The sequence below is a fragment of the Xanthobacter sp. DMC47 genome, assembly GCF_056313845.1.
Window position 1 is genome coordinate 39,792 of record NZ_JBQUZM010000004.1, and the last position, 19,662, is coordinate 59,453.

The window sequence follows — 19,662 nt, forward strand, 5'->3', positions numbered from 1 at the left end:
GCTTCCAGCGATGGGTTGCCCCTCAGAACCGTACCGAGAAGCGCAGCGACCCGGCGTGGGAGGTGAAGTCGTTGCCGACGACGCCTTCGTAGCTGACGCGCAGGTCGATCCTGTCCTTCGAGGACCACTGGAGGCCGAGGGTCACGTCGGCGAGCCAGTTCGGCAGGGCCACGACCGTGCTGAAATTGCCGGTGCCCAGTGGGGCGTTCAGCAGAGCGGCGGTCACGTCCCGGGTGTTGTTGGAGTACCAGGTGGCGCCGATGGTGCCGTAGGGACGCAGAACCGAGCCGTCCGGTAGGTCGTAGCGCGCGCCGACTTCCAGATGCGGCCCGAGAGCGATGGTGAAATTGTCGTTCTGGGCCACCGCGAGATCGTAGGGGCTGAGTTGCCCGCCCTCGTTGAAGCCCGGCACGGACGTATAGATCAGGTCCATCTGGCCATAGGGCTTCAGGTACCAGTTCTGGAACGGAATGCTGTATTCGGCCCTCAGACAACCGGCGGCGGTGTAGCTCTCGTAGTTCGAGTCCGAGAGATAGGTCGCGGTACCGATGACGGACTGGCGGCTCGCGTCATACCAGCCGTAGCCGAGATGGGCGGCGGCGGAGAACAGCCACGGCCCCATCTCGCGCTTGAGCGAGGCGGAGAGGCCCACCTCCTGCCCCTGGGTGGAGGAGTAGCCGAATCCATTGGTGAAATAATCGAGACCGTAGGAGGCGGCGAGGCCGACGAACCACCCCGCCGCCACCTCCTTCTGCGCGCCCAGGCAATAGGCGGTCTGGGTGACGTTGAATCCGGCGTAGTCGCCCGGCGTGAAGGAGGTGTAGCCCGCGTCGACGCGGGCCCACATGCAGTCCCCCTGCTGCACCAGCGTGCCGGAGCCCTGAAACTCCGGGCAGCTCAGCACCGAGCCGAGGGCCGAGCGCGATGTGCCCACCGCCGCGGCGGGACCGGCGGCGAGGATGGCGGGCATGGCGGTGCCCAGCGCGCGCTGGTAGGCGCCGAGGCTCGGCAGGTTGATGAGGTCCGCATAGACCGGGTTGAGGCCATCGGACCCGCCGGCGTTCCAGCTCGCCTGCAGGTGCTGGGCGTAGGCCTTCTGGTTGGCGTTGAGCTGCACCCCCGCCGGCGCGAACGTCACCTCCGGCGCGATGATGAGCGCAGTGTCGGTGGAGGCGCTCGTGTTCCAGGCGACGTTGATGCCGCTGTTGGAACTGCTGGTCACCGCCATCTGCGAGAGGATGGCGGGCATCTCCAGCGAGCCGTTGCAGTTCGCCGGATTGTTTCCGCACACCGTCATCACGGTGTACTGGCCGTTGGGATCGAGCGAGCCGACGACGCTCACGCCGACATTGCCCGAGGCCTTGGAAACGGTGCCGACGTTGAACACGTCGCTGGAGCTGGCCCCGCCCACGTCGACGCTGATGGTGCCGCCGGCCTGGAACAGGGTGCCGGTCAGCGTCGTGCTGCCGAAGGTCCCCGCGCCGGCAACGACGATGGTGCCCTGGTTGTTGAAGGTGCCCGACGTGCCGAGATCGACGGTGCTGTTCGCGTTGGTGACGTAGGTCGCGCCGTTCTGGTTGAGGAAGGTGGCGCCCGGCCCGGTGCCGTTCGACAGGATCACGTCGCCGATGATCGTGCCGTTGTTGGTGACGGTGTTGGTGCCCCACGGCGAGGAGATCGCAAGGCCCGACGCCGCGCTCACCGTCGCGCCGGCGCCCACGGTAACCGAGTTGGTCGCGAGGCCGTCCAGCACGATGGCGGCGCCGCTCCCGCTGCCGCCGGTGATCTTGGAATTGTCCTGGATGTTGACGGAGATGCTGCCGGAGGTCGCCGCCGCCTGGTTGGTGTCGATCAGGCCCGAGGTGGACTGGATGCCGCTCTGCGCGAAGATCGCGATGGAATTGGCGCCGCTCGTGCTGATCGTGCCGAGATAGTTGATGGAGATGTCGCCGGGGGAGAGGGGGCCGCTGACGCCCGTGACGCGGGAATCCGTGGTCGATCCGGTCGGGATGATGAGGCCGCCGGAATTGCCCACGAGGCCGCTGCCGCCGCTGAGGCTCTGGGCGACGATGCCATGGGCGTTGGTTCCGGTGGTGGTGATGGAGGACACGCCGTTGGAGACGATGGTCACGTCGCCGCCGGGCATATTCGCATTGACCTCGACGCCGCCTTCGCGGGGGTCAGAAAATTGGCGTAGGTCATGCCGGAGGTGGCATCGAGCGCGCCGGTGTAGCCGCCGCCGCCGCCGATGGACTGGGCCACGACCGCGGTCGCCCCGTTGCCGGTGGTGGCGATGCTGCTACCCGCTTCAAAGGTGACGGTAACGCTGCCGCCGGTCTTCACCAGATTGCCGGAGGAGGAATTGCCGAGGCTGCCCTTCACCGTCAGCGTATTCACGTCGAGGCCGGAGCCGTCGGTGGCGAAGCCGCTGCCGCCGCCGATGGACTGGGCCAGCACGCCGTGGGCTTCATTGCCGTGGGTGGTGATCTGCCCGGCGGTCACGGTCACCGCGCCGCCGCCGGAATTGGCGCCGCTGGCGGTCTCGCCGCCGAGGCTGACGGCCGGGCCGAGCAGCGTGGGGGAAAGATCGGAGCCGAGCCCGCTGACGCCGCCGCCGCCGCCGATGGACCGGGCAAGGATGCCGAACGCGCTGTCGCCGCTGGTGGTGATGGTGCCGGAATTGGTGACGATGACGGTCCCGCCCGAGCCGGCCGCGCCGCCGCTGCCGCCCATGGTGATGGTGGCGTTGAGCAGTTGCGATCCGTAGGAGGTCGCCGCGCCGCCCGTGCCCCCGCCGCCGCCGATGGACTGGGCGAGGATGCCGAAAGCGACATCGCCACCGCTGCCGCCCGCGGCACCGGTGATGATGGTGCCGGAATTGGTCACGGTCACCTGCCCGCCATTGCCCCCCGCGCCGCCGCTGCCGCCGAGCGAGAGCTGGAGATTGACCGTCGGGATCCAGGTGTCCTTGTCCTTGTCTTCCTTCAGGCTGTTGAGCATCGCGGTGAGCGTTGCGGTGGACAGGCCATCGAGGCCGGCTTCGACGGCGCTGTTGTCCAGGTCGGCCGTCGATGTGCCGGCGTTGCCGCCGCCGCCCACCGAGGTGGCGACGATGCCGTGAGCGCCGTCCGCCGAGGTCTGGATGGTGGCGGTGGTGCTGTTGGTGACGCTGATGGTCCCGCCGTTGCCGCCGGTGCCGCCTTTGCCGCCCAGGGTCAGCTGCTCACTGAAGCCTGCGCTCGACACGGCCTTGCCCGCCGCCGCCACGCCGCCACCGCCGCCCCCGCCGTTTCCGGCGATGCTGATGGTGAAATTGACCTGCGGCTGGTCCGGGCCGAAACCGGCCGAATAGGTGCTGCTGTTGGACTGCCCGCCGGCGCCGCCGTTGCCGCCCACGGAAAGCGCGCGGATGGCGGCCGAGTCGCGGCCGGAGGTGCTGATGGTGCCGCCGGTGCCGCCGTTTCCACCGAGATCGATGGTCACGGCCGGAACGCTGAAGCCGCCGACGTTCGTGCTGCGGACGCTGCCGCCGAGGCCGCCGCCGCCACCGAAGGAGCTGGCGAAGATGCCGTGGCTCTCGTCGCCGGAGGTGACGATCGCGCCGGTGTTCTGCACGCTCACCTGGCCGCTCGGGGCGCCTTTGCCGGCCTGGCTGCTTTCCACCCCGCTTGCACCCGTACCGCCGATGCTTGTCGCGTAGATGCCGGAGGAGTACGCGCCCTTGGTGGCTGATCGTGCCGCCGCTGACCCCCTCCACCGCGAAGCCCGCTGTCAGTCCGGTGCCGCCGTTCCCCGACGTATCTCCGGATGTGATGCCGCTCTGGCCGCCGTTGCCACCCGACGAGATCGCCCGGATGCCGACCGCGTAGTTGCCTGCCGTGGAGATGTTGGCATCGGTCTTGATGGTGACGATGCCGGCCGCGCCGCCATTGCCGCCATTGCCCACGCCAAAGGCTCCATTCTCCGCCCTGTGGTAGCCGCCGTATCCGCCCTGCCCGCCGATGCTCTGGGCGAGGATGCCGGCGGAATGATCGCCCGATGTGCTGATGATGATGGGCTGGCCGCCCTGAGCCGAATAGGCGGTGAAGCTCACATTCCCGGCGTTGCCGCCCCCGCTGGCATCGCTCCAGTGGTTGATGACCGCACCATTTTCGGTGAAGCCGCCACCGCCGCTGCCGCCGTTGGCGATGAGTGCCACGGCCGGGGAATAGGGCCCCACGCTGCTGATCTGGATCGATGGCGCCGCCGCGGACTGGGGCTGGAGGGTGAGGGAAATGTTGCCCGCGTTGCCGGCGCTGCCGACGGTCTGCCCGCTGCCCCCATAGAGATGGCCGTAGCCCGCATTGCCGCCGCTGGCGTTGATGAGGATCGCGGGCGCCACGTATTTGGTGCCGAGCAGCGGGTTCGGGCTCTGCTGGGTGGCCGTGGTGGTGACGCTGCCGCCGATGGTGGCCGTGACGCTGGTGCCGTTGCCGCCCGCGTTGGGTCCGCAGATGCTGGTCAGGCAGGCATTTCCGCCCATGGCCTTCAGATAGATGGCCGGCCCCGCATTGGCCGCCGTGACCGACACGTTGCCGGTGCTGGTGAGGGTGATGGTCCCGGCATTGCCGGCCGTGTGCAGCACGCTGTAATAGCTCGCGGTATTCACCGAGCCGCCGGAGCTGTTGACGAGGATGCCCATGGCCCCCGCCCCGGTTGCGGTGATGTCGCCCGAGGCGTGGATCACCACGTTGCCGCCGTTGCCGCCATTGCCCGCAGCATAGCGGTCGCCTTCCGCGCTTTCCATGGCGATGCCGGAATTGCCGCCGGCAGCGAGAATGGCGATGCCGTTGCTGTAGGCGCCTGAGACCTAGATGCCCGCGCCGCCCGCCGATAGCTCGCCATAGGCGAAGCCGGCCGGCCCGCCGATGCCGCCATTGGCGTTGGCATAAATGCCGGCCGCACGCGAGCCGTTGGTCTGGATCGCCACCCCCGAGGAGGTGGTGATGGAGATGTTGCCGCCGTTGCCGCCTGTACCGCCGTTCCCGCCCTCATGAATGGAATGGTACGAGCCCTGCCCGCCCACGCCGCCCGTCGTGCGCACGGAGATGCCGCTCGAACCGTTTCCGGTGACGCTGATATTGCCATACTGCTTGACCGAGACAGTCCCGCCGTTGCCGCCGCTCCCGCCCGCGTGGGGCTTGGAATCGCTGGTGTAGCCGACCGTGCCGACGGCGCCGCCCATGCTGTTGATAGAGATGCCCGAGGAATTGCTGCCGCTGGTGACGATGGCGCCGTGATTGACGAGGTTCGCGCCGTTGGAATTCCCGCCGGTGCCGCCCTTGCCGCCCGATGTCTTCACATAGATGCCTGGGCTCGCATTGCCGGACACGGTGATGGCGCCCTTGCTGTAGATCTTGGCGTAGCCGCCGGCGCCGCTCGGGCCGGAGGAGATGCCGTAGGTGTATCCGCCGATGCCGCCGACGCCGCCCACCGAAATCGCCGAGATGCCGGCACCCGTCCCGGCCGAGGTCAGCGCCCCGGTGTTGTTGATGTTGATGGTGCCGCCGTTGCCGCCGGCGCCGCCGGACTGGGAGCCGCCGTCACGTAGCGCACCCGCCCGTCCTCCAGGGCGAGACCGTTGAGGTGGCAACGATCCTCGGCGGCGAGCCGGGAGATGAACTTCGGCTTCCACACCGGCTTGAAGGAGTACGTGCTGCTGACCGTGGCGAGGCAACTGAACTTGGTGTTCACGAAGACGATGCGGCCGCTCGCCTCCACCGCGATCTCGTGGGCGTCCACATCGCCGGTGACGAAGGCGGTGCGCGGCACGTAAAGGCGATCGAAATGCCCGTTCGCCCGCTCATCGGGGCCGAGCACGTTGGCGAAGCGCCAGATCTGGTTCAGCGAGGCGAGATAAAGCTCGTTACCGCGCGGAGCGAGGCCCATGGCCCGCACGAAATTGCGCTGGTGGAACGAGAGGTTGTCGTTGCCGAACTGGCCGACCAGGAAGAGCTGCCCGCTCTGGTAGGAGGAGAAGGCGAGGCTGACCCTGTGCTGCCGCAGCCACGTGGCGAAGGTGCGGGAGCAGGTGATCTGGGTCTGGTCCTCCGCGAGGGACGGCGCCGGCGTTGCCGCCTCGGCTGTCGCTACCGCGTGGGCTTCTTCCATCGCTTCGACTCGCTCTGCCTATCGGACCCTGGGTCGGCCAAGGGCCAGGGAGTGAAGCCGTTTTTTTCACCTGAGACCAGACCGCAGCGGCGCAGCGCACAGCCTGCCCCTCGCGCTGCCCCCGCACGGGCGCGAGCCCGCCGGAGCCGAATCGCCCGCCTTACCCGGAACCCCTTGAAGCGAGCTAATTTGGTTGGACCAAAATGTCTCGCACGATTTCGTTTGACATCAACATCCGTATTAGGCAGTACCAAATTAACAACGCGTACTTTTTGGTAGTACCAAATAACAATCGGAGGGTAACGTGGGGGTCTGGAACCAGATTTATAACCCGATGGGGAACATGTGGCTGTCGAGCCTCGGCGCCGCCATCCCGATCATCTTCTTTTTCGTCGCGCTCACCCGGCTCAAGCTGAAAGGCTATGTGGCCGGGACCATCACGGTTCTTCTTGCGCTCGGCGTTGCCATCCTGCTTTACGGCATGCCGGTACAGATGGCGCTTGCTGCTGGCGTCTACGGTTTCTTCTATGGACTGTGGCCGATCGCCTGGATCATCATCGGCGCGGTCTTTCTCTACAAGATTTCCGTTGAGACAGGCCAGTTCGAGATCATCCGCCGCTCCATCCTCTCCGTGACGGAAGACCAGCGCCTGCAATTGCTCCTGGTGGGCTTCGCATTCGGCGCGTTTCTCGAGGGCGCGGCCGGCTTCGGGGCGCCCGTGGCCATCACCGCCGCGCTGCTCGTGGGCCTCGGGTTCAAGCCGCTCTACGCCGCCGGCCTCTGCCTGATCGCCAACACCGCGCCGGTCGCCTTCGGCGCCATGGGCATCCCGATCATCGTCGCCGGGCAGGTCACGGGGCTCGATCCCTTCCACATCGGCCAGATGGCCGGGCGCCAGCTTCCCTTCCTCTCGGTGCTGGTGCCCTTCTGGCTCATCCTCATCATGGATGGCACGCGCGGCGTGCGCGAGACGTGGCCCGCGATCCTCGTCGCCGGCGGCTCCTTCGCCACCGTGCAGTTCCTGACCGCCAATTTCGTCGGCCCGGAGTTGCCCGACATCACCGCCGCGCTCGCCACCCTCATCACCCTGCCGCTGTTCCTGCGCTTCTGGCAGCCCCGCCGCATCTTCCGCTTCGAGACCGAGGCGAAAAAGGCGGGATTGATGGACCACGACGCCGCCCCGGCGCCCGCCGCCATCGAGCCCGGCGTGACCTACACTGCCGGCCAGATCGTCCGCGCCTGGTCGCCGTTCCTCATCCTCACCGTATTCGTGACCATCTGGAGCATCCCGCCCTTCAAGGCCCTGTTCGCCCCCGGCGGTGCCCTGGCCGACATGGTGGCCCATGTGAGCGTGCCGTTCCTGCACAACATGGTCGTGAAGCTGCCGCCCATCGTCACCAGCGCGAAGCCCTTTGCCGCCGACTACAAGTTCGACTGGCTCTCGGCCACGGGCACGGCGATCTTCCTTGCCGCCATCGTCTCGGTCGTGTTCCTCGGCATGAAGCCCTCGCGGGCGGTCTCGACCTTTTTCTCGACCATCAAGGGCCTGCTGATCCCGATCTACTCCATCGGCATGGTGCTGGCCTTCGCCTTCATCGCCAACTACTCGGGCCTCTCCTCCACACTCGGCCTCGCGCTGTCGGAGACCGGACCGAGCTTCACCTTCTTCTCGCCCTTCCTCGGCTGGCTCGGCGTGTTCCTGACCGGCTCAGACACCTCGGCCAACGCGCTGTTCGCCTCGCTGCAGGCCACCACCGCGCACCAGATCGGAGTGAGCGACGTGCTCCTCGTGGCGGTCAACACCACCGGCGGCGTCACCGGCAAGATGATCTCGCCCCAGTCCATCGCCATCGCCTGCGCGGCGGCGGGCCTCATCGGCCGGGAGTCGGACCTGTTCCGCTTCACCGTCAAGCACAGCCTCGCGCTGGCGGCCATCGTCGGCATCATGACCACCATTCAGGCCTACCTGACGCCGTGGATGATCCCCTGAGGCGAAGCCGCCTCACAGTTTGGTCCAACCATCATCCCCAAGCCTTGGGTCCGGGATGAACGCGCGGGCTGGAAGTTCGTGTGCCGGAAAGACATAGTGGCGTTGGGGCGAGCCGGCGGGTCCGGCGCGCCCCACGTCATCTGATCGGACCAAGGCAGGCAACTCACCCATGGCGTCGCCCCCCTCCCCCTCCTCAGCGCAGCGCGTGGCCGACCGGATCGAGCTGGCGATCGAGGCGCTGATCGAGGACCGCGGCCTTGCCGTGGGCGACCGGCTTCCCTCCGAACGTGCCCTTTCCGAAATGCTGGGAGCCTCGCGCAACACCCTGCGCGAAGCGCTGACGCGCCTCGGCGCGCGGGGGCGGATCACCCTCCGCAAGGGCGGCAACATCATCGCCACGCCGGCCGCGCCGCGCCGGCCCCCGTCCACCATCGCCGATCCGCTTGCCTCGGTGGTCGCGGGCAATCCCGGCTTCGGCCAGGACGTTCTGGAGGTGCGCCGGGGACTGGAGGGGCAGGCCGCCTATCATGCCGCGCTCCGGGCGACGCCGGACGATCTCGACGCCATCCGGCGCTGCCTCGACAAGCTTGCGGCCTATCACGAGAAGGGCGAGGCGGTGGCCGAGGCCCGCGCCGACGCCGCCTTCCACCTCGCCATCGCCGATGCCTCGCACAATGCGGTGCTGCGCTCGGTCATGTCGAGCATGTTCGGACTGCTCCAGAGCAGCATCTCCGAAAGCCTCGACAAGCTCTACATCGTGCCGCGCACCTATGAGCGGCTGTGCGCACAGCATCAGGCGCTGATGGACGCCATCGCCGCCGGCGACGCCGATGCCGCCCGCCGCGCCTCCGACGATCATCTCGCCTTCGTGCAGCAGACCATCCGCACCATCGACGAGGAACGCGCCCGGCGGGAACGTGCGGACACCCTGCGCCGGACGGCGGGGATTTAGCGGCCGAAGACCTCACGCCCCACCGCCACCAGCGCGTGGGCGTCGGCAGCGATGGCTTCCACCGCCTTGCCCGGCTTGAACAAAGCCGAGCCGATGCCGAAGCCTTCCGCGCCGGCCGCGCGGTAGGCGGCCATGTTGGTGGTGTCGATGCCGCCCACGGGCAGGAGCGGGATGTCGGTGAGCACCGCGCGCCACGCCTTCACGAGATGGGGCGGGATGCCCTCGGCCGGGAACAGCTTCAGGGCGTCGGCTCCAGCGGCGCGGGCGGCGAAGGCTTCGGTGGGTGTGGCGACGCCGGGGGTGCAGACGAGGCCGGCGGCCTTGGCGGCACGGATCACGGTGAGGTCCGCATGGGGCATCACGATGAGCCGGCCACCCGCCGCCTTCACCGCGTCCACATCCTCCGGCGTCAGCACCGTGCCTGCGCCGATCAACGCGCGGTCGCCGAAGGCGTCAGCGAGGATGCGGATGGAGTCCAGCGGCTGGGGCGAATTGAGCGGCACCTCGATGATGGTGAAGCCCGCCCCCACCAGCGCCGCGCCGATGTCCAGGGCCTCCTCCGGTTTCAGGCCGCGCAGGATGGCGACGAGGGGGCAGGCGGCAAGGGCGTCCTTGAAGGTGGGCATCGGTCGCACTCCTGAAATCAGATGAAGCCGGCGGCTTTCGCCACCGCATGCTGTCCGGCCGGGCCGCAGCCTTCCGGCGCGCGGGCGTGGGGCAGGCCGAGAAGGGTCGCGGCCTCGGCATAGCGCGCCGCGAGCGCCGGGTTGGCCACCAGCGTGAAGGGTTCGCCGGCCGAGGCGTCGCGCAGTTCGGCGCCGATGAGAAGGCCGGAGAGCATGTCGGCGCTGTCGGCGCCTGCGAGCCGCCCGGTGAGGCCGAGCGCGCGCAGCGAGAACAGCCGGCCGAGCAGCGCACCCGGCCCTTCGAGTTCCGCCGCCGCTTCCACACCCCGGCGGAAGCCCTCGACGGAAAAGGCCCCCTCCTCCATCATGCGGCCGAGGATGGTGTGCCCCTTGAGCGCGGCGAAGACCTCGCCCGTCATGTAGGTGGCGAAGGTGGCAATGCGGCCCGCTTCCACCCGCACCCATTTGGAATGGGTGCCCGGCAGCACGAACAGCCCGTCCGCAAGGCCGAGGCGCGCGAGGGCGCCGAGCACCTCCACCTCCTCGCCGCGGATCACGTCGGGCGCCTTGTCGTCGTCCTTCAGCACGCCGGGCACGATGGCGATGCGGCCGAAGCCGGGCTGGGGCGGCACCTCCGCGAGGGCTGCGGCAAGATCGGGAAGGCCGGCGGGGCAGCGGGCATAGGGCGCCTCCACCCAGCCTTGCCGGCTTCCCACCATGCCGGAGAGCAGAACCGGCAGCGGGCCATGCTCGTGCGCCCAGTCGCCGGCGATGGCCGCCAGCACCTCGGGAAAGCCCGCGCCACCGAGCGCCATGATGCCCTGCCCGCTCGCCCGGCTGGCGAGCACCTCGCCGTCCGCCGCCATGAGATAGGCGCGGAGCGAGGATGTGCCCCAGTCACAGGTGATGAGCGCGGGCGTCATCTTCGCGGGTGTCACGGGGCGTCAGTGGTGCAGGATCTGGCCGAGGAAGGTGCGTGTGCGCTCGCTCTTCGGGTTGGCGAAGAAGGTGGCGGGGGGCCCCTCCTCCACGATCTCTCCCTTGTCCATGAAGATCACCCGGTCGGCCACCTGCCGCGCGAAGCCCATCTCGTGGGTCACGCAGATCATGGTCATGCCGTCCTGGGCGAGGGAAATCATGGTGTCGAGCACTTCCTTCACCATCTCGGGGTCGAGGGCGGAGGTGGGCTCGTCGAACAGCATCACCTTGGGCGTCATGCACAGGGCACGGGCGATGGCTACGCGCTGCTGCTGGCCGCCGGAGAGCTGGCCGGGATACTTGTTCGCCTGCTCGGGAATGCGCACGCGCTCCAGATATTTCATGGCGATGGCCTCGGCCTCCTTGGGCGCGAGGCCGCGCACCTTGCGGGGCGCCAGCGTGCAATTCTGCAGCACGGTGAGGTGGGGGAACAGGTTGAAGCTCTGGAACACCATGCCCACCTCGGCGCGCACCTTGTCGAGCCCGCGCGAGGATTTGCCGACCTCGGTGCCATCCACCACGATCTCGCCGCCCTGGTGATGCTCCAGCGCGTTGATGCAGCGGATGAGCGTGGATTTGCCGGAGCCCGACGGCCCGCAGATCACGATGCGCTCGCCCGAGCGCACGTCGAGGTTTACAGCCTTCAGGGCGTGGTAGGTGCCGTAATATTTCTCGACGCCCGCCATGCGGATCATGACCGGGCGCGCGTCGCCGGCGGGCGTGCTGTCGCTGGGTGCGGGAGTGAGCATGGCTAGGCCCTTCTCGTGTCTGTCGATGTCCGCGTCGGACGCCGGTCTTACATGTGCTGTCATGCCCCGGCTTGTCCGGGGCATCCACGGTGCCGCCTGTCGGGTGGCCGAACTTCTGCAAGCCGCCCGGCCATCCCGTGGATCCCCCGGACGAGCCGGGGGATGACGGTTGTTACGGCGGGAAAACCGGTGGCGTCAGCCGCTCAGAACGTCGGCATGGTGGGCAGCGGCTCCTTGAACCACTTCTGGTTGATGGCGTCGAGTTCGCCATTGTTCTTCACGAAATAGAGGAAGGTGTTGATCCACTGCAGGAAGTCGGCGGAGCCGCGGCGCACGGTGATGCCGTTGTACTGGCTGCGCAGGGTGATCTTCTTCTCGATGCCCATGTCCGGGTTGGCCTGGGCGATGTTGGCGCCGATGAGGTTGTTGGCGCCGAGCAGGTCCACCTGGCCGGAGAGGAAGGCCTGCACGGCCGTGGCGTCGTCGTCGAAGCGCATGATGGTAGCGCCCTTCGGCACGGCGGCGGTCAGCGCGGTGTCCTGGGTGGAGGCGCGGGCCACGGCGATCTTCTTGCCCACCGTCTGGTCGAGGCTCTTGATCTCGGTCTTCTTGGGGCCGATCAGCTGGATCTCAATGGTAGAATAGGGGATGGAGAACATCACCTGCTTGGCGCGCTCGGGGGTGATGCCGAACACCGCGATGAGCACGTCCACCTTGTTGGTGAGCAGGTACGGGATGCGGTTCGGCCCGGTCACCGGCACCAGTTCCACCTCGACGCCGAGATACTTGCCCATGAGGCGGGCGACGTCGGCGTCATAGCCTTCCGGCTTGCCCTGGGTGTCGAGCAGGCCGAAGGGGGCCACGTCCACCAGCATGCCGACGGTGAGCTTCTTCTTCGACAGGATGTCGTCGATGCTCTGTGCCGAAGCGCCGTGGGAGAGGCCGGTGGCGGCCAGCGCCGCAAGGCCCAGCGCCGCGACGGCGCCGCGCGCGCTCTTCAGAATGGTGCCGAAAGTCATCGTCTCTTCCTCCGTCTGCGCCGCCTCCGGGGCGGCCTTTGTCTTGAGGGTCAATCCTTGAACCGTCACCGGGACACGGTGCCAAAACGCTTTTCGAGGTGGCGGGCGTAGAGCGAGAGCGGCCAGCACAGGGCGAAGTAGATCGCCGCAACGATGCCGAACACGAGGAACGGCCGGAAGGTCGCATTGTTCACGATCTGCCCGGCGCGGGTCAGCTCCACGAAGCCGATGATGGAGGCAAGCGACGTGCTCTTCACCAGCATCACCAGGAAGCCCACCGTCGGCGCCACCGCGATCTTCGCCGCCTGCGGCAGGATGATCTCGCGCATCCGCGTCACGTAATGCAGGCCGAGGGCGGTGGAGGCCTCCCACTGGCCCTTCGGGATGGCCTGGATGCAGCCCCGCCAGATCTCGCCGAGGAAGGCGGCGGCGTTCAGCGTGAGGCCGAGCGCGGCCGCGGCCAGCGGGTCCACCGAGGCGCCCACCATGGTGGCGCCGAAGAACACGAGGAAGAGCTGCATCAAGAGCGGCGTGCCCTGGAAGACCAGGATGTAGGCTCCCGCCGTCGCGCGCAGCCACTGCCACGGGGCGGTCCGTGCGAGGGCGACCAGCAGGCCCAGTGCCGCGCCGCCCGCGAAGGCGATGGCCGAGAGCAGCAGCGTCCAGCGCACGGCGGAGATGAGGAAGAGGAATTCGGCGGAGGTGAACTGGCGGATCATGTCGCTCCCCTCCTCAACGCGCGGCGTCGGTGCGCGCGAACACCGCGCGGTAGATGAGCGCGAATGCGCCGGCGAACATCAGCGACATGGCGAAATACATGCCCGTCACCACGATGTAGATCTCGAACGAGCGGAAGGTCTGTGATTGCAGGTTGTTCGCCACCGCCGTCAGTTCCTCTGCCGAGATGGCGGAGACGACGGAGGAGGTCAGCATCAGCAAAATGAACTGGCTGGTGAGGGACGGGTAGATCGCCTTCAGCGCCGGGAACAGCACCACATAAAGGAAGATCTGCAACCGCTTGAGGCCAAGCGCCAGCCCGGCCTCGATCTGCCCCCGGTGGATGGTCTCGATGCCCGCGCGCACGATCTCGGTGCAATAGGCGCCGGCGTTGATGACCATGGCGAGGAGCGCCGCCTCGTTGGCATCGAGCCGCACGCCGGCACGCGGCAGGCCGAAGAAGATGATGAAGATCTGCACCAGGAAGGGCGTGTTGCGGATCACTTCGACATACACATCCACCAGCCAGCGGATCGGGCGCGGCCCCTGTGTCTTGCCCAGGGCGCAGATCACCGCCACCAGAAGGCCGAGGATCATGGCAAGGCCGGAAAGGCGGATCGTCAGCCACGCGCCGAGCAGCAGCTCGGGCCAGGCGTTGAAGACGTCTCCGAACTGGAAGACGTAGGTCATCTTGCGCCTCCTGTCGGGCGAGTGGCGGGCGGGCGGGCGGGGCCGGCCCCTTCGGCAGCCTTCCCCGTTCCGCACGACTGGCGGATGACGAGACGCGGCGGCACGATGATCTCTTCCCGCGGGCGGTCGGGATGGGCGATGCGGCGCAGCAGCAGCCGCGCGGCCTCGCGCCCGACCACGCGGGGATCGGTGGTGAAGGTGGTGAGCGCGGGGCGGTGCAGGCCCGCCTCGTCCACGTCGTCGCAGCCCACAACGGCCACGTCCCGGCCCGGCACGAGGCCGCGCTCGTCGAGGGCGAGCATGACGCCCAGGGCCACCACGTCGTTGTAGCAGACGATGGCCGAGGGGATTTCCCCCTTGGCCAGAAGCTCGCGCGCGGCGGCGTAGCCGGAGGAGCGCTCGATGACCGCGCAGGGCACCACCGGCCCGCTCTTCAGCTTGTGGCGGCGCAGCGCGCGGTGGAAGCCGGCCATGCGCTCGGCCAGCGGCGCGATGCGCCGCACGCCGCCGATGAAGGCGATGTTGCGATGCCCGAGGGCAATCAGATGCTCGGTGATGAGTTCCATGCCGGCGCCGTAGTCCGGGCCGACATAATCGGCGGGAAAGCCCTCCACGCGGCGCTGGGCGAGCACGCAGGGCATCCGCGCGCAGGCCCCCTCCTCCAGCGCGTCGGCGCGGGTGTTCTCGGACGCGACCACCACCAGCCCGTCGACGCCGTGCTCCTGCATCCGCACCAGCACGTCGCGCTGGCGGGCGGCATCCTCGGCGGCGTTGCCGATGAAGGCCATGTAGCCCTCGGTGCCCAGCACCTCGTCGATGCCGGCGGTGAACTGGGCGAAGTTGGGGGTGATGATCTCGCAGAGCACGAGGCCCACGGTGCGCGAGGCGCCCGAGCGCAAATTGGCGGCGCTGCGATTGTAGACGTAGCCGAGGCCGGCCATGGCCTCCTCGACCTTGGTGCGGGTCTCCGCCTTCACCAGCGGGCTCTTGCGCAGGACCAGGGAGACCGTGGCGCGGGAGACGCCGGCATGGGCCGCCACATCCTTCAGCCGCACCCGGAGGCCACCGGCGAGCGGCGCCTCGTCCGGCACATCGGCCGGCTCGGCAGCATCGCGGGCGGCCGGCGAGCGGCGGCCCTGTGGCCCCTTGGCACCCTCCACGCGCAGCCTCCTTGCCGGTAACGGGTTCTTAACGAACCTCTCGACGGCCCTTGTCTAGGAGACAGTGCGGGGTGCGGTCAACGAAAATTTAGATCGATCTAAATGCTGCGCCGCAACGCTCCCGGCTGGCGAGCCGGAGCGTTGCGGGAGCCTCAGGCGATGGCGACGACTTCCACCTCACGGCCCGCCACCATGGCCACATCCCCCACCGCCTTGCCCATCACGGCGGCAGCCAGGGGCGAGACATAGGACACCGAGCCCTTGGCGGGATCGGCCTCGTCCTCGCCGACGATGCGGAAGGTCTGGCGGCGACCGTCCTCGCGGTCGAGGGTCACCGTGGTGCCGAACTGGACGGTCTCGGGATGGGGCGGGGTCTCGATGAGCTGGGCGGTGGCCCGGCGGGCGCCGTAATAGCGCAGGTCGCGGGTGGCGCGGGCCATGGCCATGCGGTCGGCCTGCACGTCGCCCATCTGCGCCTCGCCGTAAGCGGCGCGCGCCTCGGCCAGCGCCGCATCGAGCGCCGCAAGGCCGCTCGCCGTCACGAGGTTCGGATGCGGCGAGATGGGCCGGTCCGGCAGGTCGGCGGCGGTGGCTTCGAGGTCGTTCTCACGCGTGAAGGCAACGGACATTTAAAACGCAAATCCCGGAGCTTGAGGCATCATCCCCCTGAGGCAGGAGGATCATTGACCTAAGCATCCGGGATCAGGCTTTCAACCGGCTCCCGCCGCGCGGCGACGGGAGGCTCCGCTCACTTGAGCTGGGATTCGACCTTGGCGATGGCAGCAAGCGCGCAGGCCTCGTCGAGGTTGCCGCCCGGAGCGCCGCCGATGCCCACCGCACCGATGGTCTCGTTGCCCACCTTCACCGGCACGCCTCCACCCAGCACCAGGAAACCGTCGATGGCCACGAGCTGCGCAGAGGCGGGGTTTTTCTGCACGTTCTCGACGATCACCGTGGTCGGGGTGCGGGTGGAGGCGGAGGTGAAGGCCTTGCGGCGCGCCGCCTCGACCGTGTGCGGGCCGGCATTGTCGGCACGGGCGAAGGCCCTCAGGACGCCGGCGCGGTCCACCACCGCCACCGACACGTTGTAGCCCTGCGCCGCGCAGGCCGCGACACCCTCGCGGGCGATGTCGAGGGCGATGGCCAGCGGCATGTTCCGCTCCTGCAGCGCCTGCGCCGCGACGGGGCCGGCGAGCGTGACGGACGTGACGGAGGCAGCGGCGGCGAGGAGGAGGCGGTTCATTCTTGGCCCTTTCCCTGGGGTCTCGGCCATTCGGCCGGATTCTTCTGCGCCGGGCGATGGCGCAGAGCCTGTCTAGGCCAGGGTTGGAGCCGCCTTGAATCCGTCGCCTCACCGGGCGGGATCGGTAGAACTACCGAGCACGCGGGCGTTGAGCGTTGCGTTGAGCGTCATGCGCACGAAATCCGCCACGGAGGACGTGCCGAGCTTTTCCGCGATGTTCGCCCGGTGGGCGTCGATGGTGCGCGGCGAAACGCTGAGCGCGGCGGCGATTTCCTTGCTCGCCCAGCCACGGCACACCATGTCCAGCACCTCCCGCTCGCGCTCGGTGAGGCTGGCGAGGAGGGAGGCCGCCTCGCGCCGTTCCATGAGCGCGTCGAGGGCGCGGGCGGCGGTGCCGAGGGCATCGAGCAGCACCTGTTCGTCCACCGGCTTGGTGAGGAAGTCCACCACGCCGGCACGGAACGCCCGGCGGCATGCGTTGACGTCGCCGTGGCCGGTAATCATCACCGCCGGCCAGTCGATGCCGCGGGCGGCGAGCTTCTCCTTGAGCTGGATGCCGGAGATCATGGGCATCCTGAGGTCGAGCAGCAGGCAGCCGGGGCGCTCCGGATCCACATGGGCGAGGAACGTCTCGGGATCGGCAAAGGCCTCCACCGTCATGCCGTAGGTGGAGAGCAGCAGCGCCAGCGCCTGCCGCACGGCCGCATCGTCATCGACGAGATAGATGCGGGGCGCGCTCACTGCGCCGCCAGCCGGCGTTCCGGAAGGGCCGGGAGGCTGATGAGGAAGGAAGCCCCCTCCCCCGGCCGGGCCTCGGCCTCGATGGCGCCGCCCGCCCGCTCCACCAGCGTCGCGCAAAGGGAGAGGCCAAGCCCCATGCCCTCGCTCTTGGTGGTGAAGAAGGGCTCGAACAGGCGCGGCATCACATCCGCCGAAATGCCCTTGCCGGTGTCGCTGACGCGGATCGCCACCGTCTCGCCGGCGTCGAAGGTGCGGATCAGGATGCGCTTGTCTGATCCATCGCGCTCCTCGAGGCTGTCGGCGGCATTGCGGATGAGGTTGTGCAGCACCTGCTCCAGCTCCACCGGATCCGCGTTCGCACGGGGCATGGGCCGCTCCAGGTCCAGCTCCAGCGTGATGCCGCGGCGGGAGAGGTCGGCGCGGGCAAGGGTCGCCGCGTCTTCCACCACGTTGCTGATGTCCACGGGCGTGCGCTCGCTGGCACGGCGGGCGATGTAGTCGCGCATCCGACGCAGGATCTCGCCCGCCCGGCGCGCCTCCCGCACGTTGGCGTCGAGCGCTTCGGAGAGCCGCGCGGGATCGCCGTCGGGACCGGACAGGCGCAGCGCCGCCTGGCTCTGGCTCAGAAGGGCGGTCAGCGGCTGGGTGAGTTCGTGGGCGATGCCGGAGGCGAGTTCGCCCAGCGAATTGACCCGCGCGGCATGGGCGAGCTGGGTTTCGCGCTCCAGAAGGCGGCTGCGCTCCTCCGCCAGCGCGGCGAGCTGCTGGGAATGGCGCGCCTCGTGCCGCTGGATCAGCGTGTAGCGTCCGGCGAATAGGGCGAGCAGCGAGACCAGCGCGAAGGCCGCGACGGGCCCGGGGGCGACGGCCTTGTAGAAGGAGATCGATCGCTCGATGCCGAGATTCACCGGCTGGGTGGTGCTGTCGGCGGGGCGGGCGAAGGCGAGCGTGGCGAAGGCGCCGGGATCGGCAACAGCCGGCTGGCCGGTCAGCGCATAAGGCCCGAGGCCCATGCTGATGTGATCGCTGGAGAGCCGCTCATCCGGCGTCAGCAGTCCGTTGGGGTCGATCTCCAGGATGATGGCGAGGCGCCGGCTGTTGCCGGCGCGCTTGCCGAGAAAATAATGCTCGGGATGGGCGGGATCGACATAATAGCGCGCCTCGCCCGCCCTCTGGCCGAACGCCAGGTGCGCGAAGGCGGGCATTGGCATGCCCTCGCTCTCGACCGGCACGGCAACCACCGTCTCGATGGCCTGCTCGTCCGTCATCTCCAGAACCCGGATGGAGAGGATGCGCTTGTAATAGCGCATGATGCCCGTGGCGACCTGCCGGATCGTTTCCGCCGGCGGCGGATCGGTCGCCTGCACGAGCGCGGCGAGGCTGGTGAGGTGGGCGTCGTGCTGTGCGACGCGTTGCGAGAGGAGCCGGTGCAGGGCGACGCCCTCGGCTTCCACTTCCGCATCGGCGCGCGAAAGGTTGCTCCGGATCATCAGCATCGCGAAAACCGCGACGAGACCGACCCAGACCACGAGAAGGGCAGCGACGGACCTGAGGGCAAAGGTACGCCGGATCACTGCTTCGGTCTCCCTCCCCCCGGGGGCTGATTTGCCGGCTCGAACTTGAACGTTTTAGCACCGGTCGAGGGGCGCGAAAATCGAGGAAAGCTGTGCGCGCGGAAATTTCAACGCAACCGGCGAGGGTTGCCGCAACGGCCGCGGCCGGGGTCCGCTCAGTGGCGCAGGGTCAGCAGGTCGTCCGGCAGGCCGCGGCAGATGTCGGCCACCTGATGCAGCAGTTGTCCCAGCGCCGAAGTCTTGCGCCAGAGCAGCGCGATCTGCCGGCTGGGGCGGGAATCCGAGAAGGCCAGGAGGTGGATGTTCTGTGCCGGCGGCACCGGGTTGCGCGTCGCCAGCATGGGCAGGAGCGTGATGCCGACGCCCGCCGCCACCATCTGGCGCAGCGTCTCGAGGCTGGTGGCGCGGAACTCGGACTTCTCCCGCGCGCCGGACTGGTGGCACACATCCAGCGCCTGATCGCGCAGGCAGTGGCCTTCCTCCAGCAGCATCAGGTTCTGCCCCGCCAGCTCCGCCACTCCCAAAGTGTCGCGCCGGGCGAGGCTGTGCGTCCCGGGCACGGCAAGCAGGAACGGTTCCTCGAACAGGAACTCGCTGTGAAAATGGCTGTCATGCACCGGCAGCGCGAGGAAGGCGGCATCGAGCGTGCCGAGGTTCAGCCGCTGGATGAGGTTGGCGCTCTTCTCCTCGAAGAGCAGCAGCTCCAGCTCCGGAAACCGCTGGCGGATGAGCGGCACCACATGGGGCAGGAGGTAGGGTCCGAGCGTGGGGAAAACGCCCAGCTTCAGCGCGCCGCCCTCGGCGAAGCGGCTGCGGCGCGCCGCCTCCTTCAGCTGGTCCACCTCGGTGAGGATGCGCCGCGCCCGCTCCACAGCGTCGCGGCCGGCGGGGGTGAGCATGGCCTTGCGCGGCGTGCGCTCGATCAGCGCCACGCCCAGCTCCTCCTCCAGCTTGCGGATCTGGGTGGAGAGCGTGGGCTGGCTGACGCCGCACAGCTCCGCCGCCCGGCGGAAGCTGCGGGTGTCGGCGAGGGCGAGGAGATATTGCAGCTCGCGCAGGGTCATGATGCCCGC

At 68.7% G+C, this 19,662-nt stretch carries 18 protein-coding genes; 2 read left to right on the forward strand and 16 right to left on the reverse strand.

The window, feature by feature from the left end; all coding sequences use genetic code 11:
* Positions 1-22: 22 nt before the first annotated feature.
* From ACT54R_RS12000 to ACT54R_RS12015, 4 genes are all read right to left on the reverse strand, one after another.
* Positions 23-2,146, reverse strand: a complete 2,124-nt coding sequence (locus ACT54R_RS12000; protein ID WP_476326602.1) for an autotransporter outer membrane beta-barrel domain-containing protein — start codon at positions 2,144-2,146, stop codon at positions 23-25.
* Positions 2,128-3,246, reverse strand: coding sequence for a hypothetical protein (locus tag ACT54R_RS12005; protein WP_476326604.1), 1,119 nt, complete (start codon positions 3,244-3,246; stop codon positions 2,128-2,130). The genes ACT54R_RS12000 and ACT54R_RS12005 overlap by 19 nt, the downstream gene beginning before the upstream one ends.
* Positions 3,224-4,681, reverse strand: a complete 1,458-nt coding sequence (locus ACT54R_RS12010) for a hypothetical protein (RefSeq protein WP_476326606.1) — start codon at positions 4,679-4,681, stop codon at positions 3,224-3,226. Before ACT54R_RS12010 ends, ACT54R_RS12005 begins: the two co-directional genes overlap by 23 nt.
* An 830-nt stretch (positions 4,682-5,511) precedes the next feature.
* Positions 5,512-6,150 carry a DUF4915 domain-containing protein gene (locus ACT54R_RS12015; RefSeq protein WP_476326608.1) on the reverse strand — a complete coding sequence of 213 codons (639 nt, stop codon included), beginning with the start codon at positions 6,148-6,150 and terminating at the stop codon, positions 5,512-5,514.
* Between the two features lie 304 nt (positions 6,151-6,454).
* On the opposite strand from ACT54R_RS12015, the gene lldP reads away from it, so the two are divergent.
* Together lldP and ACT54R_RS12025 are read left to right on the forward strand one after the other, a co-directional pair.
* On the forward strand, positions 6,455-8,140 hold the full coding sequence (lldP, locus tag ACT54R_RS12020) for an L-lactate permease (protein ID WP_476326610.1): 1,686 nt from the start codon (positions 6,455-6,457) through the stop codon (positions 8,138-8,140).
* A gap of 169 nt (positions 8,141-8,309) precedes the next feature.
* Positions 8,310-9,092, forward strand: coding sequence for an FCD domain-containing protein (locus ACT54R_RS12025; RefSeq protein WP_476326612.1), 783 nt, complete (start codon positions 8,310-8,312; stop codon positions 9,090-9,092).
* Here the strand turns inward: ACT54R_RS12025 and ACT54R_RS12030 are convergent.
* From ACT54R_RS12030 to ACT54R_RS12085, 12 genes are all read right to left on the reverse strand, one after another.
* Positions 9,089-9,718, reverse strand: coding sequence for a 2-dehydro-3-deoxy-6-phosphogalactonate aldolase (locus ACT54R_RS12030; protein WP_476326614.1), 630 nt, complete (start codon positions 9,716-9,718; stop codon positions 9,089-9,091). The genes ACT54R_RS12025 and ACT54R_RS12030 overlap by 4 nt on opposite strands.
* A 17-nt stretch (positions 9,719-9,735) precedes the next feature.
* Complete coding sequence (locus ACT54R_RS12035) at positions 9,736-10,656, reverse strand: 2-dehydro-3-deoxygalactonokinase (protein WP_476326616.1); 921 nt, start codon at positions 10,654-10,656, stop codon at positions 9,736-9,738.
* 6 nt (positions 10,657-10,662) lie between these two features.
* Positions 10,663-11,391, reverse strand: coding sequence for an amino acid ABC transporter ATP-binding protein (locus ACT54R_RS12040; RefSeq protein WP_168457076.1), 729 nt, complete (start codon positions 11,389-11,391; stop codon positions 10,663-10,665).
* A 257-nt stretch (positions 11,392-11,648) separates the two neighbouring features.
* Positions 11,649-12,464, reverse strand: coding sequence for a transporter substrate-binding domain-containing protein (locus ACT54R_RS12045; protein WP_476326618.1), 816 nt, complete (start codon positions 12,462-12,464; stop codon positions 11,649-11,651).
* Positions 12,465-12,529: 65 nt separating this feature from the next.
* Complete coding sequence (locus ACT54R_RS12050) at positions 12,530-13,183, reverse strand: amino acid ABC transporter permease (RefSeq protein ID WP_476326620.1); 654 nt, start codon at positions 13,181-13,183, stop codon at positions 12,530-12,532.
* 13 nt (positions 13,184-13,196) lie between these two features.
* Positions 13,197-13,871 carry an amino acid ABC transporter permease gene (locus ACT54R_RS12055; RefSeq protein ID WP_168456996.1) on the reverse strand — a complete coding sequence of 225 codons (675 nt, stop codon included), beginning with the start codon at positions 13,869-13,871 and terminating at the stop codon, positions 13,197-13,199.
* A complete protein-coding gene (locus ACT54R_RS12060; RefSeq protein WP_476326622.1) occupies positions 13,868-15,031 on the reverse strand; it encodes a LacI family DNA-binding transcriptional regulator in 1,164 nt (387 codons plus the stop codon). The genes ACT54R_RS12055 and ACT54R_RS12060 overlap by 4 nt, the downstream gene beginning before the upstream one ends.
* 152 nt (positions 15,032-15,183) lie before the next feature.
* Positions 15,184-15,660, reverse strand: a complete 477-nt coding sequence (gene greA / locus ACT54R_RS12065; RefSeq protein ID WP_168456995.1) for a transcription elongation factor GreA — start codon at positions 15,658-15,660, stop codon at positions 15,184-15,186.
* Positions 15,661-15,779: 119 nt separating this feature from the next.
* Positions 15,780-16,274, reverse strand: a complete 495-nt coding sequence (locus tag ACT54R_RS12070) for a GlcG/HbpS family heme-binding protein (protein WP_476326624.1) — start codon at positions 16,272-16,274, stop codon at positions 15,780-15,782.
* Positions 16,275-16,382: 108 nt separating this feature from the next.
* On the reverse strand, positions 16,383-17,015 hold the full coding sequence (locus tag ACT54R_RS12075) for a response regulator transcription factor (protein ID WP_476326626.1): 633 nt from the start codon (positions 17,013-17,015) through the stop codon (positions 16,383-16,385).
* The gene (locus ACT54R_RS12080) at positions 17,012-18,589 is read right to left on the reverse strand and encodes a sensor histidine kinase (protein WP_476326628.1); all 1,578 of its coding nucleotides are present in this window, start codon (positions 18,587-18,589) and stop codon (positions 17,012-17,014) included. The genes ACT54R_RS12075 and ACT54R_RS12080 overlap by 4 nt, the downstream gene beginning before the upstream one ends.
* Before the next feature lie 155 nt (positions 18,590-18,744).
* Complete coding sequence (locus tag ACT54R_RS12085) at positions 18,745-19,653, reverse strand: LysR substrate-binding domain-containing protein (RefSeq protein WP_476326630.1); 909 nt, start codon at positions 19,651-19,653, stop codon at positions 18,745-18,747.
* Positions 19,654-19,662 lie beyond the last annotated feature (9 nt).